Here is a 22,696-nt window from a genome sequence, read left to right as displayed (position 1 = left end):
GTCATGGGCAAGCCGACCGGATTCACTGAGTGGGGCCGTGTCCACGCGCCGAAGCGTGAGAAGGAGGAGCGGCTCGGGGACTACCGCGAGTTCGCGCTGCCGCTCTCCGTCGAGGAGGCGAAGCGACAGGCCGGACGCTGCATGGACTGTGGCGTCCCCTTCTGTCACCAGGGGTGTCCCCTGGGGAATCTCATCCCGGACTTCAACGAGGCGGTGTACCGGGGCCGCTGGCGCGAGGCGTATGAGCTGCTGAGTCGCACCAACGGGTTCCCGGAGATGACGGGGCGGCTGTGCCCCGCGCCGTGCGAGGCGGCGTGTGTGCTCGCCATCGACCGGGACGCGGTGACGATCGAACAGATGGAGAAGGAGATCTCCGAACGGGCGTTCGCGGAGGGCTGGGTGAAGCCTCGGCCGCCGCAGCGGAGGACGGGGCGCACGGTGGGCGTGGTGGGGTCGGGGCCCGCGGGCCTGGCGGCGGCGGCGCAGCTCAACGCGGCCGGACACACCGTCACGGTGTACGAGCGGGATGCGCACGTCGGCGGCCTGCTGCGCTACGGCATCCCGGACTTCAAGCTGGAGAAGTCCGTGGTGGAGCGTCGCATCGCGCTGATGGAGGCGGAGGGCGTGGTGTTCCGCACGGGCGTGGACGTGGGGGGCTCGGTGAGCTTCCGCGAGCTGCGCGGTCGGCATGATGCGCTGCTGCTGGCGATGGGCGCGCGCAGGGCACGTGAGCTGGAGGTGGAGGGGCGCGAGCTGGCGGGAGTGGTGCAGGCGATGGAGTACCTGGAGCACCAGAACCGGCTCGTGGGTGGGCATGGAGAGGCGCAGGCGCGGCTGGATGCGTCGGGCAAGAACGTGGTGATCCTGGGTGGTGGTGACACGGGCTCGGACTGCCTGGGCACGGCGCTGCGCCAGGGCGCGAAGAGCGTGCGGCAGGTGGAGCTGTTCCCGGCGCCGCCTGTGATTCGTTCGACGGAGAACCCGTGGCCCCGGTGGCCGGTGGTGTTCCGCACGTCGTCGAGCCAGGAGGAAGGCGGCGATCGCTCGTTCGCGATGATGACGAAGCGGCTGGAGGGGTCGGACGGGAAGCTGGAGAGGCTGCACGCGGTGAAGGTGGAGGTGCAGCGCTCCGTGGGCGGAGGGGCGAGGCTCGTGGAGGTACCGGGCTCGGAGACGACGCTCGAGGTGGACCTGCTGATCCTCGCGATGGGCTTCACGGGGCCGGAGACCACGGGGCTGGAGGAGCTGGGCGTGGCGATTTCGCCCAGGGGCACCGTGCAGGTGGACTCACGCTTCGCCACGTCGGCGGAGGGCGTCTACGGCGCGGGCGACGCGAGCCGAGGGGCCAGCCTCATCGTCTGGGCGCTGTCAGACGGACGGGAGGCCGCGAAGTCCATCGACGCATATCTGTCCGGCGGCGTCTCGGTGTTGCCGACGCGCGGCGCGGACAGTCCGTTCTGAGCATGATGGTGCCCCATGGCACGAACGGATCCCGACGAGGCCATCCAGGGCCTGTGCGCGGTCATCGAAGCGCTCGAGGGTCGGGCACGAGACCTCTGGGATGCGTGCACGACCCGAAGCTTCGACATCGGCATCGAGGGTGGGACCGAGCCCCGTTCGACAATCTGGCCTCTGCAGGTCGACACCCTGACGAAGGTAGCCCGTCTCCGAGGCACCCTCGCCATCACCGTCTATGCGGCTCGACAGGTCCTTGACGAGGAAGAGACCTCGTCAGGGACCTAGGCATGGGCTGGATCGCCGTCGGAACATTCCGATGCCGGATGGACAACTGGAAGGGATGCCCTTCGAGCGAACACTTCCCCATCCCCATGGGGTGGCTTCACACGCGCGTCGAACAAGCCACCTTTGTGCGCCCCATCGCATCGGTGCCCTCCCATGGACCCGCGGCTCCTCCGCTCCTCGCTGTACCTGTTGCTGCTGCTCACGGGCCTGTGCTGCGGGGACCAGGACGCACAATCCCAGTCGACCCGTGGCCTCGGTGGAGCGCCTGAGGTCCAGGACGCCCCCTACCCCGTGGATGACCTCGCCGGAGGTCGCCTCAGCTCCAACCCGCATGCACTGACCGATGTCGGCGGCATGCTCTACTTCGTCGCCACGGACCGCGCCCGTGGCACCGAGCTCTTCAAGAGCGACGGCACCGACCAGGGCACCCTCCTCGTCAAGGACGTCCGCCCAGGCCGCCTCGGCTCACGGCCTCGCGAGCTCACCGCCCTGGGAGACACCCTCTTCTTCGTCGCCGATGATGGCATCCACGGCGAGGAGCTGTGGCGCAGCGACGGCAAGGCCTCCTCCACCCGGCTCGTCACGGACCTCATGCCCGGCAATGAGAGCTCGAGCCCCCAGGCGCTCACCGTGCTCGACGACTCGCTCTACTTCCTCGCCACACAGGCAGCGTCTCGCACCGAGCTCTGGCGAACCGACGGAACCCCCTCCGGCACACAGCGCATCCAGGACCTCGCCAAGCGCGACGAGGACGACCTCCCCACGCACCTCACCCCGTCGAATGGCCGCCTCTTCTTCTTCATGGGCAACACCCTGTGGCGCAGCGACGGCTCGCCCCGGGGCACCCACGCCGTTCGGAGCCTCGACGCCCCGCCCGGCACCCTCGTCCGCCCCAGCGCGCTCACCGATGTCGCCGGACAGCTCTTCTTCTTCGTGCGCCACGAACGCGAGGACGACCTCCCCGCCCTGCCTCCGTTCCTCTCGCTCTGGACCAGCGACGGGACCCCGAATGGCACGAAGCACGTCACCAACCTCTCGCTCCCCATCGTCGACGCCTCACCCCGCGCCGTCGCCGCGGGCTCCCTCCTCTTCTTCGTCACCCACACCTCCACGCACGGGGACGAGCTGTGGCGCAGCGATGGCACCTCTCATGGCACCTTCCTCGTGCGCGACATCGCCCCGGGTCCCGACAGCGCCAATCCTCGCGAGCTCACCGCGCTAGACGGACGCCTCTACTTCTCCGCGTGGACCCCCGAGCACGGGGACGAGCTGTGGCGCAGCGATGGCACCGCCGAAGGCACCGTGCTCATCAAGGACATCACTCCAGGGCCCGAAGGCTCGGCGCTCGCATTCCTGCGCGCCACCCTCGGCCGGCTGTACTTCTCCGCGAGGGAGCCCGGGAAGGGACACGAGCCGTGGACCAGCAACGGCTCCGGACGCGGCACCTCGCGCATGGAAGACCTCGCCCCTGGCGCGTATTCCTCCTCCGCTCGCGACTTCACCGTCAGCGGCCGACGCGTCTTCTTCACCGCGAACACCCGGGCCGCCGGCGCGGAGCTCTGGGCCAGAGACCTGGGCTACGACTTCCGAGTCCTCTCCCGCCGCCTCTCGCGCACGAGCGACGACGAGGACGCGCGCCTGAGCACCTCTGGCCCCGCACGCCTCATCCAGGACATCCATCCCGGCGCGGGCGGCCCCGATCCCCATGCCTGGGTGACTCGCGCGGGAACCCTCTTCTTCGACGCCAACGACGGCAGCGTGGGTCAGGAACCCTGGCGCACCGACGGAACCGCCGAGGGCACCGTGCTCATCAAGGACCTCCGCCCCGGCCCCCTCTCTTCCGAGCCCTCCGGCTTCGTCGTCCTCGGCCCCTGGGTCCTCTTCTTCGCCGATGACGGCGTGCACGGCCGCGAGCTCTGGCGCACCGACGGCACCTCGCAGGGCACCACCCTCATCAAGGACATCCGCCCCGGCCTGGGAAGCAGTCAGGGCGCGGGCACCCCCGTGGTGATGAACGGCGTCGCGTACTTCAACGCTCGCGACGCGCTCCATGGCGAGGAGCTCTGGCGCACCGACGGAACTCCGCAGGGAACCGTGCTCGTCAAGGACCTCGCCCCGGGTGTCGACGACAGCTCACCCCGTCACCTCACGCCATTGGGCTCGCGCATCTTCTTCACCGCCGACGTCCCCGACCTGGGCTGGGAGCTGTGCGTCAGCGACGGCACCGAAGCAGGCACCCGGCTCGTCAAGGACATCCGCCCGGGGCCCGCGGGCTCCTTCCCGTCCTCGCTCACGGTTCGCGGCCAGCGCATCGTCTTCGCGGCGAACGATGGACGGCAGGGAGACGAGCCCTGGGTCAGCGACGGCACCGCGCCCGGCACCTATCTCCTCGGGGACCTCTGGCCCGGCCCCGAGGGCTCGTCCCCCGCCTCCTTCACCGCGACGGGAGATCGCGTCTACTTCGCCGCCACCGAGCCCTCCGTCGGCCGCGAGCCCTGGTCCACCGACGCCACCCGTCCCGGCACCGCGCGCGTGTTCGACGTGAACCCCGGCCCCTCGGGCTCCTATCCCGAGGACTTCACGGCCCTGGGGCCGAGCGTCCTCTTCAGCGCGGACGACGGGGTCCACGGCCGCGAACCCTGGCGCGCGAACCGGACCCCCGACGACGCCGTCCTCGTGAAGGACCTGAACCCCGGCCCCCAGGGCTCCGAGCCTCGATGGATGACCTCCGTCGGCGCGCTCGTCCTCTTCCACGCCGACGACGGCCGCAACGGCGCCGAGCTTTGGGAGTCCAACGGCACCACGGCGGGAACCGTCCTGCGCCAGGAGCTGGCCCCCGGACAACGGGGCTCGCTCCCCTACGTGTTCACGCCCACGAACACGCAGACCTTCTTCCTCGCGGACGACGGCGCCCAGGGCATCGAGTGGTGGGTCCTGCGGCTCCCTGCTTCGCGCGAGCGCGAATGAATCCGCCCCCCGCAAGGCCTCTCCGGGCTCGCCGGGAATAGATATTTCTCCCAACCGTTGCCGCAGTGTTCACCCTATCCTCATTCCTTTTTCCCCGGAGTCATCGCCATGACCAGCGAGCAGTCCCTCATCGTGACTGATACCGACCTGGACCGTCTGCGCCAGGTCATCGACCACCATGGAGGGGGCCGCACCGCCGAGCTCGTCGAACTGCTCGAGTCGGAGCTGGGCCGCGCGCATGTCATGAGCTCGCAGACGGTGCCCCCCAGCGTGGTGACGATGAACAGCACCGTGCTCTTCGAGGACGAGCAGACCGGCGAGCAGCGTCAGGTGACGCTCGTCTACCCGAAGGACGCGCGCAGCGACGAGGGCCGCATCTCCGTGCTGGCGCCCATCGGCAGCGCCCTCATCGGCCTGTCCGTGGGCCAGTCCATCGTCTGGCCGCTGCCGAACGGCCGCACCAAGCGGCTGCGCATCGTCGCCGTGCCGTACCAGCCCGAGGCCGCGGGCCACTACCACCTCTGAGGGCCCTCGAGGCGCCCGTCCCGTCCGTCGAGAGGGACGGGCGTCGACGATTCCCTCAGCGCAGCCCCACCCGCTTCGACAGCTCCTGCGCCAGCGAGCGCAGCTCCTCGACACCCGGCGCCGCGGGGCTCGTGTCGAAGACGACCTCGTAGCCCAGCCCCGCTTGATTGATGGACTCCGAGCGCGGGATGCGCGCCCGCAACACCGGCACCGTCGAGTCCTTCAGCGCCTCCTCCATCGCCCCGTTCGTCGCAGGCGTGCGCCGGTCCCACAGGTTCACCACCGCCACCAGATCGCCGCCCTGCGCCTCGCGCACGTCGCGCCACGCGGCCTCAATCTCTCCCAAGCCCTGCAGCGCGAACGCGCCCGTGGGCACCGGCGCCACCACCAGGTCCGCGAACGCCAGCACCGCCTCCGTGTACGCGCCGATGCTCGGCGGCGTGTCCACGAGGATGACGTCCGGCGTCCAGCTCAGCGTCTTGAGCGCGCGCGGAATCGCCTGGAGCCGGTGACCCCACTGGAACAGCTCGCGCTCCATCGCCGCCATGCGCGGCGCGGCCGGAGCGATGAAGAGCGTGGGCCGCTTCGGTGACGCCACCACCACGTCGTCCAGCCGGTACTTCGGCCGGGGCCCCAACGCCTCCGCGATGCACGGCCCCTCGCGGCTCTCCAACCCCAGCACCAGCGACGCGTGCGCCTGGGGGTCCATGTCCAACACGAGCACCCGCCGGCCCGCGTCCGCCAGCGCGGAGGCCACGTGCGCGCAGAGCGTGGTCTTCCCCACGCCGCCCTTGATGGTGCAGAACGCAATCAACGCCATGGGCCCGTCCTATACCGGATCTCCCACGCCGCCACCGACCTCCCACGCGAGCCCTCTGGCGCCCCGGCACCTCTCAGAACACCCCTGAATTCCGGACGCTCCGGAATGGTACGGCCGCACCATCCAGGGGCGCTCCAGAATGGTGCAACGCCCCGGAATGTCAGACCTCCCGCCAATAATTCCAGCCACTTGGCCATGGCATCCCACGTGCTGAAGCACGGGGCATCAGGGCGTCCTCCCGAGGAGGCCCGCCAGCTTGAGGAGGCATTTCATGGATATCCGGTTCTACGGCGTTCGCGGCAGCATCGCGGTTTCTGGTTCACGCATCGGCGGCAACACGGCCTGCGTGGAGGTCACGAGCCAGGGCCACCGGCTGATCCTCGACGCGGGCACGGGCATCCGCGCGTTGGGCGAGTCGATGATGCGCGAGCCGATTCCGCACGACGTGACGATGTTCTTCTCGCACCTGCACTGGGACCACGTGCAGGGCTTCCCCTTCTTCACGCCGGCGTACCTGCCCACGTCGCGGCTGACGATGTACGGCCCCGGCGCCAATGGCGCGCAGGCGCTCCAGTCGGAGCTGGCGGCGCAGATGCAGCCGCCGCACTTCCCGGTGCCGCTGAGCACCATGCGCTCGAAGATGGACTTCCTGTCCGCGCTGCACGCGAGGACGGTGGAGGTGGGGCCGTTCAAGGTGACGCCCATCGACGTGCCGCACCCGCAGGGGTGCCTGGCGTACCGCGTGGAGGCGGACGGGCACTCGTTCATCTACGCGACGGACGTGGAGCTGCGGATGGAGGACCTGTCGCCGGAGGTGGCGCGGCTGTTCGAGGGCGCGGACGTGCTGTGTCTGGACGCGCAGTACACGCCCGACGAGTACAACGGGAAGAAGGGCATCCCGAAGAAGGGCTGGGGCCACTCGACGATGATGGACGCGGCGGGCGTGGCGAAGACGGTGGGCGCCCGGCGGCTGTGCCTGTTCCATCATGACCCGGCGCACTCGGACGAGGTGCTGGAGGACATGGCCGAGCAGGCGCGGGAGCTGTTCCCGGTGTGCGAGCCGGCGCGCGAGGGTCAACGACTGGTGCTGGGCCGCGCGGCCTGAGAGGTGGGCCGGACGATGCCACACGGATGCTATGGTGACGCTTCGGCCTTCATCCTCCCGCCCCTGCCCACCATGCCCCCCGCCCCGGATGTCACCCAGGTCCTCCTCCCCTTCGGGGCGCTGGTGGGCCGTGAGGTGGACCTCGACGCCTTCCTCCAGACGTTGATGGACCGCATCGCCGCCACCATGCAGGCGGACCGGGGCACGCTGTGGTTGTTGGACCCGGCGAGGCGCGAGCTGTTCAGCCGCGCGGCGCACCTGCCGGAGGTGTCCCAGATTCGCGTGAAGCTGGGCCAGGGCGTGGCCGGCACCGTGGCCCAGCAGGGCCAGCCCATCAACGTGCCGGACCCGCGCGGCGAGCAGCGCTTCTTCGCGGACATCGACCGGATGACGGGCTACCGCACCACCAGCCTGCTCGCGGTGCCGCTGCGTGACGTGGATGGTGCGCTGTACGGCGTGCTCCAGGTGCTCAACCGCCGGGGCGCGGACCGCTTCACGCCCGAGGACACCGAGCGGCTGGACGCCATCGCCTCGCAGGTGAGCTCCGCGCTGCAGAGCACCAGCCTCTACCAGGAGCTGCAGCGCGCCAAGGACCAGCCCCAGGCGCCGGTGGGCTACTTCTTCAACCGCATCATCGGCGAGTCCCCCCAGCTCCAGAGCATCTACCGGCTGGTGCGCAAGGCCGCGCCCACCGACGCCACCGTGCTGCTGCGCGGAGAGAGCGGCAGCGGCAAGGAGCTGTTCGCGCGCGCCGTGCACGTCAACGGTCCTCGCCGCGACAAGCCGTTCATCAAGGTCGACTGCGCCGCCCTGCCCGCCACGCTCATCGAGAACGAGCTGTTCGGCCACGAGAAGGGCGCCTTCACCGGCGCGGACCACCGGATGCCCGGCAAGTTCGAGGCGGCCGACAACGGCACCGTGTTCATCGACGAGATTGGCGAGCTGCCCCTGCCCGTACAGGGCAAGCTGTTGCGCGTGCTGCAGGACCGCGAGTTCGACCGCGTGGGTGGCACACAGGCCATCAAGGTGGACGTGCGCATCGTCGCGGCCACGCACCGGGACCTGGCGCGCATGGTGGCCGAGGGCCGCTTCCGCGAGGACCTCTACTACCGCATCAAGGTCGTGGAGGTGGTGCTGCCCCCGCTGCGCGAGCGCGGCGCCGAGGACATCGAGCGGCTGGCCCGGCACTTCATCGCCACCGCCGCGCGGAGACACCGGCTGGTGACACCTCGCCTCAGCCCCGCCGCGCTGGAGCGACTCAAGCGCTACCGGTGGCCCGGCAACGTGCGCGAGCTGGAGAACTGCATCGAGAGCGCCGTGGTGCTGTGCGAGGGGGAGATTCTCGAGGAGCACCTGCCCCTGCCGGACATGGACCGCGTCCCCGGGAGCACGCCCGCGGAGCCCGTGCGCGCCGCGACGCCCGCGGTGTCCGAGACGGGCCTGAAGTCCCTGGCCGAGGTGGAGCGCCTGCACATCCTGCGCGTCCTGGACGCCGTGAAGGGCAACCGCACCGCCGCCGCGAAGGTGTTGGAGATTGGCCGCAACACGCTCGCCCGCAAGCTCAAGGAGTACGGCCTCGCCGACGAGGCGTGAGCGCCGCTCCCCGGTGGGCAGGCGGCCTTCCGGGTCAGTCCAGAATTATCCCTTGGAACCGACAGCACGTGCCTCCCGGTAGAACCTGGAGCATGCTGGCGCGGCTGATTCATTCCGTCCGAGGGGAAGCCCATGAAGGTCATCGAGTCGCTGCTCGCCCAACTTCCGCAGGCGCTGGCCGAGAAGCTTCCGGACGTGAAGCTGCAGGACCAGGACATCCGGGTGACGCTCGAGCAGGAGGGCCTCACGCGGGACAACATCCTGCCGCCCAAGCTGAGCCTCGCGGACTTCACGCTCTCGTTCGATGCGGCGGTGGAGGCCACGGTCCGCAACTTCAACTCGCCCGGTGACGTGGACGAGAACGGCGTGGTGGGCGAGCCCGCCGCCGCCAACGCGCCGGCCTCCGATGGCTCCCGGCCCCAGTTGTTGCTGGGAGGCAACCTCGGCTGGATGCGCTACCAGGCCACGGCGCGCATCAAGTCCGCGGGGTCCACCGGCTCGCTGCCCTTCGTGTCGGGCCAGGGCAAGAGCGAGGTGTTCGCCACGCTCAGCGACTACCGGGCGCACCCGCTGACGCGGAACATGCGCGAGGCGGCGAAGGAGGACCTGTCGCATCCGCGCCTGCTGGTGCTGTCCACGGACCTGACCAAGCTGGGCCCGGGCGACGCGGTGGCGTGGCAGGTGCGGGGGACGCTGGAGGCGGGGCTCGAGCTGAACTGGGCGGACCTGTTCACCACGAACCTGGCGAACCTGGCGTTCGTGCGCACCAGCGAGCTCATCGAGCTGAAGACGGCGCTCGACGCGAAGGTGGGCGCGCGGGTGTCGCTCACGGATGACTACCAGCTCGTCTTCTCCCGCCCCGCGGCGAGCCGCATCCAGCTGGCGGTGCGCAAGGCGAAGTCGCGCGAGGCCACGCTGGGCGCGGGGCTCAACCTCCAGGTGGAGTTGGCCGACGCGGAGGCGGTGCGAAAGCGGCTCGGCGAGGTGCTCACGGCCATCACCGGCCAGGCCGAGGCGAAGGTGGAGGAGCTCGTCGACAAGGCGCTCGACAAGGTGCTCAGCGCCGAGGAGCAGGCCGTGTTGCGGGGCATCCTGGAGCGGCTGGGGTTGGACCCGCAGCTCGTCGTCCTCGACCACCTGAAGCAGGAGTGGGAGCAGCTCAAGCAGAAGGTCTCGAGCGCGCTCGACACGCTGGTGAAGGCGCGCGTGGCGGCGTCCTTCCAGTACGAGTACCTGCGGGTCTCCGAGTCCTCCACGCTGCTGGAGGTGGAGCTGGACGAGGCCACCGCGCTTCGCTTCCACGGCTCGCTCCTGCGCGGCAGCCTGGTGGACCTGCTCGCGTGGCTGCGAGAGCCGGCGAACGCGGGGAGCTACACGCTGCGCAACTACCTGAACACGGCGTCCGCGACGCTGCAGTCGACGGTGGGCTTCACGCTCGGACTGGGCAGCTTCGAGGTGCTCAAGGCGCGCTCCACGCGGAAGCAGACCTGGGTGAACCAGGAGAACTTCCAGGGTGCGCGGCGGCAGGCGTTCCTGGGGCAGCGTGCGTACGAGGACTCGTTCCTGGGTCACCGGGGCCGGTGGGTGGTGGACTTCCGCGCGGACATGGAGACGTTCACCCTGGCTCCGACGGCGCCGGACTTCCGGCTGGGTCTGCACATGCTGCTGTGGGGCCAGAAGAAGAAGCTGTCGAAGCAGGAGCTGCGCGAGGCGGTGGATGACGCCGTCGTGTGGGGCGTGCTGGACGGGAACGACGCCGCCACGGTGCTGACGAAGCTCGATGCGTCCGTGTGGAAGTCGGACGTGGAGACGCAGCTGGAGCTCAAGGTGTCGGACGACATGCTGCGCGAGCTCCTGCCGCGACTGCAGGGCTTCGACGTCAAGCTGTTCTCCCGCGCGCTCGCCCGGGCCATGCCTTGGAGTGAGCAGACGGCGCGTGTGTCCCCGGAGTTCCGCAAGCTGGTGTACGCGCCCATCTGGGAGTCGTATCTGAACGAGGTGCTCGACAAGGGCAGCTTCCTTTCCGGGGACCTCTCCCCTACCCGCGCCGCGCAGATCGCCCAGTGGTTCATCGAGCGCGACGCGACGGTCAAGCAGCTCGCCTCGGACCTGCTGCTGCGCGAGAAGACGTGGAGCGGCGTGGGCGGCAAGTTCACCTTCGCGGAGGTGACGCAGGCGAACAGCGGGACACTCGGCAAGTGCCGCCGGTTCGTGGAGGGCATGGTGCGTCTGCGTCGGGCCATCGACGAGCGCCGGAGCGGCGAGGAGCTGCGCGCGGTGCACGGTGAGCTGGAGGGGATGTGGAACACCGGGTTCCACCTGCGCGCCGCGGGGGCGCTGCTGGCCGAGGTCGCGAAGGCCACTCCGCGTGGACTCGGTGGCATCGAGCGCACGTTCACCGTGCGGGTCGCGAGCAGCCAGGAGCAGTTCGTGTTCTCCACCGCATGGGGCCCGTCGTCGACGACGTAGTCAGGGAGCGGGGCTCACAGCGGTCGCGACACCATGAGCGCGGCGGCCGTGGACCGAGCGCCCTGTTCGTCGTCAACGTCGTCAGGACACGGCGTTCACAGCGTGCGAGACAGCATCAGCGCGGCGGCCACGGACATCACCCCGGCCGCCGTGAAGTGCGTCCAGGCGCGGCGCGCCAGCGTGCCTCGCGTGTCCTGTGCCTCGGGCCCCAAGACGACCAGGGCGGGGCCGCCGCCGCGACCGCACAGCTCGTAGGAGCCTTCGCTCAGGCCACGCTTGAGTTCGCCCACCACGAAGCACGTCTCCCCCGCGATTCCCACGCGCTCCCACGAGAGAGCCCAGGGCTCGTCTGTCAGCTGACGTGCCTCGGGCACCGCGGCGCCCTCTGGCGTCACCGGCCGCTCCTCGGGCCACGCGGAAGGCGTCGGCATGCAGACCGTCCGGCAGCGACGGGGCCGCACCGGCGCCATCAACGACGCGGGAGAGAACCGCACTCGCGCCCGGATGCGTGCGCCGCGCAACATCAGCGTCGGTGAGTACGCGCGCTCACGTGACAGCAGCGTCCCCTTGTGTCCATCTGACGCGACCTCTCGCAGCTCCGCCTCGTAGAACGCGCAGCCGACTCCGCCCGGCGAGGTGAGCTCTTCCTGCGCATCGAGCGTGCCCTGGAAGACACCCCAGCTCGAGGGGGCGCCAGCGCGCAGCTCCGCCACGGCGTCATCCAGGTGCTTCGGCGCCGAGTCGCGCAGCAGCTCCGACCCCGAGCGGACCCGGGTCCCCCGCACTGCGAGCAGGGCCGCCGCCACCAGCAGCGCGATGCCCAGCGACCGACCGAACGACTCGGACGACCACACCACGAAGGCGGCGTTGCCCAGCCCGGAGACGAGCAGGAAGCCCCCGAGGGCCAGCAGTCCGAACCAGACCAGCGGCAGACGGGGGACTCGCGAGTCCGGCCCCCGCCGTCCCACGGTCAGCACGGCCACCACCAGTCCCGCCAGGAGCGCCGCATAGATGGGCGCCAGCACGGCGCGCCAGAATTCCATCCCGTCCCCCGGCCGCACGAACAGGGCCTGCTCCACGACAGGCCCCGGATACCGAGGGAAGGTGGTGCGCCGGACAGGCTCGCGCAAGGTCGCCCGGGGGCACGCCACGTCCTCAATGGAACATGTGCCCCATGAACCGCCTCCTGCCGGACGGCACCGTGGACAGGTCGTGCGAGACAAATGTTGGAAACGTGAGGATTCCATGATGCCCCGTCAGGGGCCCGTCCGCTCTCCTGCCGCCCTCCCACACTCGGGAAGATCAGGAGCCGACATCTCGTGAGCCCACACCCGTTTCCCCTCGCCCCCGCGACACGTGCCCCACAACGCCTGCGCAGGTGGATGGGCATCGTCCTCCTCGTGATCGGGGCGTGCTCGCAGTGGGCTTGCGCGGCGAGGACGCGATGTGGTGCCAACTACTGCGAGACGGATGAGCGCTGTTGCAACGACAGCTGCGGCATCTGCACCCAGAAGGGCGTCGGTTGCATCCTCCTTGACTGCGGCCAGGGCCCTGGCGAGATGTGTGGCTCCCCGCATCCCGCGGGGAATCTCTACAACCATGTCGACGTCCGCGCGGGGCTCGCGAATCAGAAGCTGAGCCCCGAGGCCGCGCCCGACATCACCTATGGTGGCAAGTTCGCCCACGCGGAGGTTCAACAGCGGTGGCTGGCGGACGTGATGCTGCGCGGGCGCCTCTCGGTCTCTCGGCTCGGTTCGGACCCCGCCCTGGACCCCGGCGATCCAGGTCGTACCGCCTGGTCCGCGGGCACGGGCGCTTCGCTCGCGCTCCCCGCGCCGTGGAGCTTCATGCCGTCCGTGGCGAGCCTGGACGTCGAGGCCAACGAGGGCCGCGGGTTTGCCTCGCAGCTCACGCCCATCGTCCTGGGTGACAGAGGCATCGGCGCCGTCGCTCCCGCGCTGACGTGGTGGTTCGTGCCCTTCGGGAAGCTCCCGCTCACGGTCCACGCGCGCTACGTCCATACGCAGGTCGACGGTCCTGGGGACCTGGGGCTGCTGGAGTCGGGAGTATCGGCCATCCCCCTCCACGCCCTGGACATCCCCTTCCTTCGCCTCAGCTACCGGTACGGGCGCGAGCTCACGCGAGGCTCCTTCCGCGAGCACGAGGTGGGCCTGAGCGGCTGGTGGCAGTGGAACTTCCTGCACGTCGGCGCCGAGGGTGCCGCGCGGTTCTCACGCCTGTCGCCCACGCTGCGCGCGCGTGGACTCTCCGCGGCCCTGCGGCTCGAGGTCTACTGGGGCATCCTCGACGACTAGCCGGCTACTGCTCCTGGCCCGCCGAGGCCCGGCGCAGCGGCTGCTCTCGCAACTGCCCCTTCACCTTCAGGTCATCGAACGTGCAGGCCAGGTTGCGGCAACCCACCGCCACCTTGGCGACGCGGTTCTCCAGTCCGGGCAGCAGCTTCCGGGCGAAGCGCTGCCGCCCGAGGAACCCTTCCGCGAGCACCCCACCCTTCACCCGGCTGAGCTTCAGACGCACCTGGTAGGGCCCCCGGTCCGGCAGCGGCATCTCGTCCTCGACGAGCCCGTCCGTGTCCTGCGCGCTGTTGCCGACTATCTCCTGCCCGTCCTCGGCGAAGTAGCGCCACGCCAGGCGCATGCCGACCTCCGGAATCGCGAAGGCCGACACCTGGAGGTCCCGGATGCGGAAGGACAGCTCGCCGTAGTGCTGTGAGTCCGGCTCGTCCGGAGGGTACTCGTCCCCGAGCGGCTTCACGTCCATCATCACCGAGGCGTCGAAGTGGTCCGCCGCGAAGTAGCGCGTCGCCACGTAGGCGCGCGGCACCAATCGCCGCCCCCCCGCATCCTGACCGCCCTGCCACGCACGGAGCTGTCCGCCCTCGATCTTCCACAGACCGCTGTGGAGGTTGAGCTCCTCCGGGCCCTTGTCGTCGAAGGACACCTCGAAGCGCGACTCGCCGTCCGGCGTCGCCGCCTCGACCAGGGTCGCAACGGAGTAGGTCTCGGTATACGTGTTCGCGGGGAACGGCTTCTCGGGCATGCGCCCGTTGACCCACCGCGCACCGAGCCCCAACACCGCGAGCCCGCCCACCACCGACAGGCCGGCACGCACCCGACGCCAACCCATCCGCAGCTTGCGGGTGATCTGACTCGTCGACTTGCGCCGCGCCTCGATCTGATGCGTCGGCCGAGTCGTCTGGTTGGGCGCGGACGTCGAGGCGACCAGCAACTCCAACGCCTCGCACAGCTCCGTGGCCTTCGCGTAGCGCGCCTCGGGGTCCGTCTCCAGCAGCCGGTCGATGATGTGGTCCACGCGCGGGTCCAACCCCGGCACCCGCTTGGACGGCAGCTTGAAGCGCCCCAGGGGGAGCTCCCCGGTGAGCAGCTCGTAGAGGACCACGCCCAACGAGAACAGGTCCGCGCGGCCGTCCACGCTCTTCGCGTCGCGCCGCTGCTCGGGGGCCATGTAGTTGAGCGTGCCCATGGCCACCGCCGTCGCCGTGAGCTGCAGCCGGGCCTCGGACTGACGGATGCCGGCGAGACCGAAGTCCGCCACCTTCACGTTGCCGCGCCCGTCCAGCAGGATGTTCTCCGGCTTGAGGTCGCGGTGGATGATGTCCTTGTCGTGCGCGCACTCGATGGCGCGCGCCGCCTGGAGCATCAGCTTCAGGCCCTGCTGCGGCGTCAGCGAGCCAGTGGAGATGGCCTCGCGCAGCGAGCGGCCCTCCACGAACTCCATCACGAAGTAGTAGTGCTCACCGGCCACGCCCCGGTCGATGATCTGCACGATGTTCGGGTGGTTGAGCGCGGCCAGCGCCGTGGCCTCCTTCTCGAACCGCGCCACGAACTCTGGGTCCTTCGCCAGCTTCGGCGGCAGCAGCTTCACCGCCACCGTGCGGCCCAGCGACGTCTGGCGCGCGAGCCACACCTCGCCCATGCCACCGCGGCCCAGCAGCTCCTTCAGCTCGAACCCAGGCAGCGTCACCCGCGCCGCCGCCACGAACGTCTCCACCGAGTGGATGTCCAGGTCCGAGTCCGCATCGCCACGCCCCGTCGGCCGCGTCGAGCGCACCACCGTCGCGTCCACGGGAGCATCCGTCCCCGGCGTCGACGAAGGCAGCGCCACGCCATTCGGGCCGACGCCACCGGACCCACTCGAGGACTGCGGGACAGCCTCCAGACCGTTGCCTGGGCCGTCACCACCCCCTGTTGCGTCCGGGGCATGCGCGCCACGCACGGGCATCTCGCCCCCCGCGCGGACGCCCGGCAGGGGCACGCCGAAGGGTGCACCGGGGGATGCCCCGCCCTGCACGGGCGCATCACCACCCGCCATGTTCGCGGACGCGGCGCCACGGACCTGTGCATCCCCCGCCACGCCCACGCCTGGCAGGGCCACTCCGAACTGCGCACCGGGGGCTGCCGCGCCACGAACGGATGCATCGCCGCCGACAGGACTCGAGGCCATCGCGCCATGTCCGGACACATCGCCACCCACGCTCACGCCCGGCAGCGCGACGCCACCCTGCGAGGAGTCGACGGTGGTCCCCGTCACGCGCAGGCCGGGCACGTCCGTGTCCCCGAAGGACACCTCCACACCACTGTCGCGCGAGGCGGAGCCCTGTCCCCCCGCCGCTTCCACGTCTCTCATGTCGGCCACACCCGACGACGCGTCCACGCGCGCCACCGGGCCCACTGACGCGGCGTCACCGCCCGCGCTCACAGCGGCGCCCAGGCGCGCTCGCGCCTCGGAGCCCGACGCCACGCCGGCCGCGGACGTCCCTCCCACCCACGAGGCACCCGCCCTCGCGATGCCACTCGGAGCCGCTCCGACTCTCGACGAGCCGGGCTCACGCTCCTCACTCCAATCGATGCCGCTCGACCCCGCGGACGCGTCCCTCAGCGCCCCACCATTCGCATAGCTGGGGCTCCGCGACGCACGCTCCTCCCCACCCAGTCCCGGAATCACCGTGTCGCGCGTGTGCTCGTTCGATGCCGGCGGCGCACGGTGCGGCGCGAACGTGATGTTCGAGTGCACCGACCCACCCGGCTTCGCGCCGCCGGCCTCCTGACGACGCACCTCGAAGCGGATGCCGCAACGGCACGTCAGCTTCTGCCCGCTGACATAGACCCGGGTGTCATGTTGGGTCCCGCAGTTGGGACACTCCTGGGTCGTCGTCATCGGCGCGGGGAGGCGGCGGTCGTATGTTCCACGCCATGGACGCGGTAGGTGGGGACGGCCTTCTCCTTGCCCTTGACCTGCATCGCCGGCAGCTCCTCCACGTCGAAGCCGGTACCGGACCTGCGCACCGTCGACTCCGACGCGAGCACCTCGCCGCTCTTGGCCATGCCGCACAACCGGGAGGCCGTGTTCACCGTGTCGCCGATGGCCGTGAACTCGTGCCGCTCCGCGCTGCCCATGTAGCCGACGACCGCCTGGCCCGTGTTGATGCCGATGCCCACCTCGATGGGCGCCTTGCCGGCCGCCACACGGTTGCGGTTGATCTGATCCACCGCCTCCTGCATCTCCAGCGCCGCCCGCACGGCCCGCGCCGCGTCGTCCGGATGCGACAGCGGCGGACCCCACACCGCCATCACGCAGTCGCCGATGAACTTGTCCAGGTTCCCCTCGTAGCGGAACACCACGTCCGCCATCGCCGTGAAGAACGTGTTCAGCATCGACACCACTTCCTGCGGCGACTCGTTCTCGGAGATGGTCGTGAAGCCGCGGATGTCCGCGAACAGGCAGCTCACCTCCGCCAGCCGGCTCTGCCGCAGGTCCTCGGTCTCGCCGGAGATCACCGCGTCCGCCACCGCCTTGGACAGGAAGCGGCTCAACTCCGCGCGCGTCACCGCCTCCGCGCGGATCTGCTCGCCCAGCGCCGCGTTCTCCAGCGCGATGCTCGCCTGCGAGGCGATGCCGGAGAGGATGTTCAAGTCCTTCTCCGAGAAGGCGTTGATCTGCTGGCGGCTGTCCAGGAAGAGCACCGCCTGAATCTTGGAGTTCACCATCAGCGGCACCGCCATGGCCGAGCGGATGCCCTGCGCCACGATGCTCTCCGCCGCGGAGAAGCGCTCGTCGATGATGGCGTCCGCCGTCAGCACCGCCTTGCCCGTCTCCACCACGCGCTTGAGCACCGTGTCGGAGAGCATGACGTTGACCGGCTTGCCCGTGCGGTGGTGCACCGCCGCCGGGATGAACTCCCCGTCCCCGGCCACCTTCAGGATGACGCCGTGGTCCGCCGCGAGCAGCTGGAAGGCCACCTTGAGGATCTGCTCGAACAGCCCCGTCTGGCTGCCCTGCGTGCTCACCTGCCGGTGGAACTCGTGGGCGATGCGCAGCTTCTCGTAGTCGCGGCGCAGCGCCTCGCCGTCCGTCATCTGGTCCACCGGACGGAAGTTCTGCGGCACCTGGTCCATCTGCGCCAGGAACGCGGGCATGGACACCGACTGCGCCACCACCGTCACGCCGGGCGCCGCGGGCGCGGGGATGACCGGCTGCTCACCGCTGTGGAAGATGAGCCGCGAGGAGCCCAGGGCAATCTCGTCCCCGTCCTTCAGCCGCAGCTCCTTCACCCGCTTGCCGTTGACGAACGTCCCGTTCGAGGACCCCAGGTCCTTGAGGACGAAGTCCTTGCCCACCTTCTCGATGGTCGCGTGCTCCTTGGAGACCTCGCGGTCCACCAGGCGCAGCGTGTTGGACGGATGACGGCCGAGCGACGTCAACGGCCCCAGGGGGAACTCCCCCAGAGTGCCGTCCGCGAAGCGCCCGGTCAGCCGGGGGCCTCGGAGCTGTTGCCCGGATTTCGGAGCGAATGGGGCGGGAACCTGGCTCACGCGCGAATCCTCACCGGCCCGGACACTACCAGAGCCGCTCGGGAAGCGGGGAACGTCTGGTGGCGCTGGCCGACCAGGGCCCCCGCCGGAGGGCTGCACGGCCGGTCAGGGTCCAGCTCCTGGGACGGCGCGTCAGCTCCCGCCACCCCCACCCCCTGGGCTCCCGCCCTCCGCCCCGCTTCTCTCCCAGGGCCCACACTGGTAAGGGGGGCCCGTGCGAATCAAACAGAAGCCCGAAGACTTCAGCGTCAAGGAATCCTACCGCTTCGATGAAGTCGCCTCCGGGCGTTTCCGCGTCTACCTGATGGACAAGCAGAAGCTGTCCACGTTCGACGCCGTGGCACGCCTGCGGGACGCGTTCGGTCTCAAGCCGGGCTCCATCAGCTATTGCGGCCTGAAGGACAAGCAGGGCCGCACCGAGCAGCTCATCGCCGTGGACGGCGCCGACGTGGACATGCAGGAGCCCGACCTCCGCCTGAAGTACCTGGGCCGGACGAACAAGGCCCTGTCCTCGGCGAACATCACGTCCAACCGCTTCTCCGTGACGGTGCGGGCCCTGGAGGAGTCCTCCCTGGGCCCCCTCAACGTGGCGGCCGCCGAGGTGAACCGCCTGGGCGTCATCAACTACTTCGACAGCCAGCGCTTCGGCTCGCTCAAGCACGGGCAGGGCTTCATCGCCAAGGACCTCATCCGGGGCGACTTCGAGGCGGCGCTGCACAACTACCTGGCCAAGCCATCGGAGCTGGATCGCTCCGAGGACGCCAAGGTGAAGGCCTTCTGGCGCGACAACTGGGGCCAGTGGGACTCGCGCGTCCCCTTCGAGGGCACCAAGAAGTACCACCGCGTCCTGCGCTCGCTGCGCGAGGAGCCCAAGGACTTCGCCCGCGCCTTCCTGCAGATCGACGCGGACTACCGCGCGATGCAGCTGTTCACCTACCAGAGCTACCTCTGGAACGAGGGCGTGCGGCGCTACCTGCAGCTGCTGCTGCCGCGCGAGTCGCTGTTCCCCATGCGCTACCAGGCCGGCTCGCTCCTGTTCCACAAGGACGCGGATCCGGAGACGCTGCGCGTGCTGCGCGACGCGACCTTCCCCCTGCTCGCGCCCAACAGCACCTTCAAGGATCCGAAGGTCGAGGACGCCGTGCGCTGGGTGCTCGGCCGCGAGAAGCTGAAGCTGTCGGACCTGGTCGTCCCCGGGGCCGAGCGGATGCTCTTCTTCAAGCACGAGGAGCGCCCGGTCCTCTCCTTCCCGCACAAGCTGGTCATCGGCCGCACGCAGAGCGACGAGCTCAACCGGGACAACATCAAGGTCAACGTCGCCTTCACCCTGCCGCCGGGCGCGTACGCCACCCTCGTCGTCAAGCGCCTGTTCCACTTCGAGTACGCCGAGGACACCGCGGAGGAGATCCGCGCCTCCCAGCGCGCGCACCTCGTCGAGCAGGAGCAGGCCGAGGGCGCCCCCTCCAGCCGCCGCGGCCCCCCCGTCCGCGACGAGCGTGGCACCGGCCGCCGGGCGCCCGCCGCCCGTGGAGCCACGGGCCGCCGCGCCGAGGCCTCCTTCGACGAGGAGCGTCCGCGCGCCTCGGACCGCCGGGCCCCCGCGCGCGGCGAGGCCCCCAGCCGGCCCAGCCGACGGAGCGCCGCAGAGGTCTCCGAGACGCCCACCCGGGGCCGCTCGCTCGCCCAGCAGGCCGAGCCGAAGCCCAAGGTGGAGCCCGCCGCCCCGCTCGGCTTCCGTGAGAAACAGCGCCAGCGCAAGGCCGCCCGCGAGGTCGCCCGGGCGGAGACCGCCGCCAAGCGCCCGAAATCACGGAAGAAATAAACCTGCAACGGCGATGAAACACCTGGACGCAATGGGGGAGCGCGCACACCGTAGACCAAGGCGTGAACGCTCTTGCCCTCGACGACGCTCCCGGGACACTCGCCCACGCCATCGGGATGCTGATGGCTGACGACGCCGTCCCGCTCCCCTGGAAGGCCGACGTGCAGGCGGCCCGCCGTGGAGATCCGTCCGCCTTCGAGTCCCTGGTGCGCAGCGTGCAGCGCCAGGTGTACGGCCTGGCGCTCCGGCTGCTGCAGAGCGAGGCCGAGGCCGCGGAGATCTCCCAGGAGGCGCTCTTGCGCGCCTACCAGAACCTCCACCGGTACGACGACGCGCGCCCGTTCGACCTCTGGGTGCTCGCCATCACCCGCAACCTCTGCCTGGACCTGCTCCGCCGCCGCACCAAGGTGCGCACCGAGGAGCTGGAGCCCATGAAGGAGGTGCTCCCCAGCAACGAGGTCTCCCAGGAGGAGGGCGCCATCGCCCGCGAGGAGCGCCAGTCCCTCGAGGAGGCCATGGCCACGCTCTCCGTCGATGACCGTGAAGTCCTCGCGCTCTACTACGTCCAGAAGCGCACGACGAAGGAGATCGCCCAGATCCTCGGGTGCGCCCCTGGCACCATCATGGCCCGGCTCTTCAGGGCCCGAGAGAAGCTTCGCAAGAAGATGAGCACGGAGGAGGCCCCCCGATGAGCGTGCACCCCTGCCCGGACCTCGAGGTCCTCTTCGCCGAGCTGGAGGAAGGTGAAGGCCCCGCGCTGGACCACGCCGCCGGGTGCGACGCCTGCGCGGGTGTCCTCGAAGAGCACCGGCTGATGGAGCAGGACCTGTACCGGTTGGCGGATCCCCTCCCGCCGCCGACCCTGGTCGCCAGCGTCATGGCGCGCGTGGCGGCCGAGCCCGTACCTCAGCGTCGTGAGGTCTGGTCCGGGCTCGCCATCCTGATGACCTCGCTGCTCGGCGGGCTGGGCTACCTGGTGATGAACGACCAGGCGCTCGGCCGGCTGGGCACCAGCGTGGCGTCCTTCCTCGTCGAGGGCCGCTTCCTGGCCGAGGGCGTGCTGAGCGGCGCCCGCGCGTTGTGGTCGACCGAGGGGCTGGCCGTGGCCGCATTCCTCGCGTTCCTCATCCTGACGTCGCTGGCCGGTCTCAAGCGGCTCGCGGGCAGCGCTCCCACCCCCTCCGAAGCCTGAGCGTTCCATGAAGATCTCCTCCCGAATCCTCATCCCCGCGTTGCTCATGGGCGCTCCCCTCGCGCTCGCCGAGTCCGCGCCCGCCGCCCGCGCCGCCGAGTCCGCGCCCGCCGCGAAGAGCATCGACGTCTCCTTCCGCGGCAGCCTGCGCGACGCGCTGAAGACCATCGCCGACAAGGGCGGCCTCAACCTGGTCGTCACTGGCGACCTGGACGTCCCCGCCGAGGTGCACCTGCGCGGCGTCTCCGCCGACCAGGCCCTGCGCACCGTGTCCCGCGCCTACTCGCTGCGCATGGAGCAGGACGGCTCCATCATCACCCTGCGCCCCATGACGGCGGCGGAGAAGGAGGCCGCGGCCCAGGGGCTCGCCCCGGCGGCCTCGCCCTCCCCCGTCGCCGAACCGGAGCCCCAGGCTGTCGCCGCCCCCCCGGCCCCTCCCGCGCCTGCCGCTCCGGAGGCGCCCGCGGTCGCCTCGGATGATGACGAGAGCGAGGAGACCTCGGGCTCGGAGGCGGAGGCGATGCGCGAGGTGCGCGAGCAGATCCGCGAGCAGATGCACCGCACCCGCGACGAGCTCAAGCGCTCGCGGCGCTCGGGTGCCCGCAACGTGGTGGCGCGCGGTCAGTCCCTGGAGGTGAAGGAGGGACAGACGGTGGAGAGCGCCGTGGTGTACGGCGGCAACCTGGTGGTGAAGGGCAACGTCGACAAGGACGCGGTGGCCTTCGGCGGCAACCTCATCATCCACGGCCACGTGGAAGGAGACGCGCACGCCTTCGGCGGCAACGTGGTCCTCAAGCCTGGCGCCACGGTGGAAGGCGACGTGTCCTCCTTCGGAGGCATCGTGGACCGCGAGGACGGCGCGAACGTGGAGGGCAGCATCAACACCTTCGGCGGCGCCAACATCGGCCGCCTCGTCGCGAAGGAGCTCAACCAGGGCCTCAATGAATCCAGCAACGAGGGCAAGGAGCGGCGGCACAACCGTGACGACGACAACGAAGGCGGGCTCGCGGCGTTCATCCTGACGTTCGCGGTGCTCTTCGGACTGGGCTTCCTGGGACAGATGTTCTTCCCGTCGCGGATGAAGCAGCTGGGTGACGAGATCCGCGCGCGGCCGGTGCAGAGCGGCCTGACGGGCCTGCTCGGGGTGGTGGCGATGGTTCCGCTCACGGTGGTGCTGGCCATCACCATCATCGGAATCCCCGCGGCGCTGGTGCTGTGGATGGCGGCGCCCCTGGCGGCGGCGCTGGGCTTCGCGGCGGTGGCGAGCGAGCTGGGCACGCGGTTGCCGGTGATGCGCGGTCGCAAGACGCAGGCGGTGGTGCTCGCGCTGGGATTGCTGGTGTTGCTGGTGGTGGGCGCCATCCCCGTCTTCGGCGCCATCGTCTCCTTCCTGGTGGTGCTCATCGCCCTGGGCGCGGTCATCCGGACCCGCTTCGGCTACCGGCCGCGCGGCATGGGCATCCCCGAGCCCATCCACCCCCACGGGGAGCAGTCGCTCTGACGCACCCGCGCCGGGGATTGCCCGGCGCGTCAAGGACGGCGGCACGCCCGCCTGCTCCACCCACCGGGGATCGCCACGAGGCCTGAGACGGCCCGTCGCGGTCCC

15 protein-coding genes are annotated in these 22,696 nt (G+C 70.4%); 11 read left to right on the top strand and 4 right to left on the bottom strand.

The features are described 5' to 3' along the window. Window positions 1-3 precede the first annotated feature (3 nt). The 3 genes from LXT21_RS22425 to rnk all read left to right on the top strand — a co-directional run bounded on the left by LXT21_RS22425 (window position 4) and on the right by rnk (window position 5,235). Window positions 4-1,461, top strand: coding sequence for a glutamate synthase subunit beta (locus tag LXT21_RS22425; RefSeq protein ID WP_254040215.1), 1,458 nt, complete (start codon window positions 4-6; stop codon window positions 1,459-1,461). Window positions 1,462-1,896: 435 nt separating this feature from the next. Further along, complete coding sequence (locus LXT21_RS22420; protein WP_254040214.1) at window positions 1,897-4,710, top strand: ELWxxDGT repeat protein; 2,814 nt, start codon at window positions 1,897-1,899, stop codon at window positions 4,708-4,710. A 108-nt stretch (window positions 4,711-4,818) separates the two neighbouring features. After that, window positions 4,819-5,235: a nucleoside diphosphate kinase regulator gene (gene rnk, locus LXT21_RS22415; RefSeq protein WP_254040213.1), complete on the top strand. Its 417-nt coding sequence runs from the start codon at window positions 4,819-4,821 to the stop codon at window positions 5,233-5,235. Window positions 5,236-5,290: 55 nt separating this feature from the next. On the opposite strand, the gene LXT21_RS22410 is transcribed toward rnk, so the two are convergent. Beyond that, on the bottom strand, window positions 5,291-6,055 hold the full coding sequence (locus LXT21_RS22410) for a ParA family protein (protein WP_254040212.1): 765 nt from the start codon (window positions 6,053-6,055) through the stop codon (window positions 5,291-5,293). A gap of 271 nt (window positions 6,056-6,326) precedes the next feature. Between LXT21_RS22410 and LXT21_RS22405 the strand changes: the two genes are divergently transcribed. The 3 genes from LXT21_RS22405 (at window position 6,327) to LXT21_RS22395 (ending at window position 11,222) form a co-directional block, all read left to right on the top strand. Beyond that, entirely contained in the window at window positions 6,327-7,160 is an 834-nt protein-coding gene (locus tag LXT21_RS22405; protein ID WP_254040211.1) for an MBL fold metallo-hydrolase, read from the top strand. A gap of 15 nt (window positions 7,161-7,175) precedes the next feature. Beyond that, window positions 7,176-8,753 carry a sigma-54-dependent Fis family transcriptional regulator gene (locus LXT21_RS22400; RefSeq protein WP_254040210.1) on the top strand — a complete coding sequence of 526 codons (1,578 nt, stop codon included), beginning with the start codon at window positions 7,176-7,178 and terminating at the stop codon, window positions 8,751-8,753. A 132-nt stretch (window positions 8,754-8,885) separates the two neighbouring features. After that, window positions 8,886-11,222, top strand: a complete 2,337-nt coding sequence (locus tag LXT21_RS22395; RefSeq protein WP_254040209.1) for a hypothetical protein — start codon at window positions 8,886-8,888, stop codon at window positions 11,220-11,222. Window positions 11,223-11,317: 95 nt separating this feature from the next. Here LXT21_RS22395 and LXT21_RS22390 read toward each other — a convergent pair whose 3' ends face one another. After that, entirely contained in the window at window positions 11,318-12,352 is a 1,035-nt protein-coding gene (locus LXT21_RS22390) for a hypothetical protein (protein ID WP_254040208.1), read from the bottom strand. 429 nt (window positions 12,353-12,781) lie between these two features. Between LXT21_RS22390 and LXT21_RS22385 the strand changes: the two genes are divergently transcribed. Beyond that, window positions 12,782-13,537, top strand: a complete 756-nt coding sequence (locus tag LXT21_RS22385; protein ID WP_254040207.1) for a hypothetical protein — start codon at window positions 12,782-12,784, stop codon at window positions 13,535-13,537. Between the two features lie 4 nt (window positions 13,538-13,541). Here the strand turns inward: LXT21_RS22385 and LXT21_RS22380 are convergent, their stop codons facing one another. Continuing rightward, window positions 13,542-16,421 carry a serine/threonine-protein kinase gene (locus LXT21_RS22380; protein ID WP_323394799.1) on the bottom strand — a complete coding sequence of 960 codons (2,880 nt, stop codon included), beginning with the start codon at window positions 16,419-16,421 and terminating at the stop codon, window positions 13,542-13,544. After that, on the bottom strand, window positions 16,418-18,076 hold the full coding sequence (locus LXT21_RS22375; RefSeq protein WP_254040206.1) for an adenylate/guanylate cyclase domain-containing protein: 1,659 nt from the start codon (window positions 18,074-18,076) through the stop codon (window positions 16,418-16,420). Before LXT21_RS22375 ends, LXT21_RS22380 begins: the two co-directional genes overlap by 4 nt. Window positions 18,077-18,290: 214 nt before the next feature. Here LXT21_RS22375 and truD point away from each other — a divergent pair, with 214 nt between their 5' ends. The 4 genes from truD (at window position 18,291) to LXT21_RS22355 (ending at window position 22,591) form a co-directional block, all read left to right on the top strand. Continuing rightward, window positions 18,291-19,898: a tRNA pseudouridine(13) synthase TruD gene (truD, locus tag LXT21_RS22370; RefSeq protein ID WP_254040205.1), complete on the top strand. Its 1,608-nt coding sequence runs from the start codon at window positions 18,291-18,293 to the stop codon at window positions 19,896-19,898. 122 nt (window positions 19,899-20,020) lie between these two features. Continuing rightward, on the top strand, window positions 20,021-20,590 hold the full coding sequence (locus LXT21_RS22365) for an RNA polymerase sigma factor (protein WP_254040485.1): 570 nt from the start codon (window positions 20,021-20,023) through the stop codon (window positions 20,588-20,590). Beyond that, window positions 20,587-21,090: an anti-sigma factor gene (locus LXT21_RS22360; protein WP_254040204.1), complete on the top strand. Its 504-nt coding sequence runs from the start codon at window positions 20,587-20,589 to the stop codon at window positions 21,088-21,090. The genes LXT21_RS22365 and LXT21_RS22360 overlap by 4 nt, the downstream gene beginning before the upstream one ends. A 7-nt stretch (window positions 21,091-21,097) precedes the next feature. Next, window positions 21,098-22,591, top strand: coding sequence for a polymer-forming cytoskeletal protein (locus tag LXT21_RS22355; RefSeq protein WP_254040203.1), 1,494 nt, complete (start codon window positions 21,098-21,100; stop codon window positions 22,589-22,591). The last annotated feature ends 105 nt before the right edge of the window (window positions 22,592-22,696 follow it).

Origin of the sequence: Myxococcus guangdongensis (genome assembly GCF_024198255.1) — a bacterium.
Classification (GTDB): domain Bacteria; phylum Myxococcota; class Myxococcia; order Myxococcales; family Myxococcaceae; genus Myxococcus; species Myxococcus guangdongensis.
Note: the sequence above shows the minus strand (reverse complement) of the source record. Positions and strands in the feature narration are given on the sequence as shown.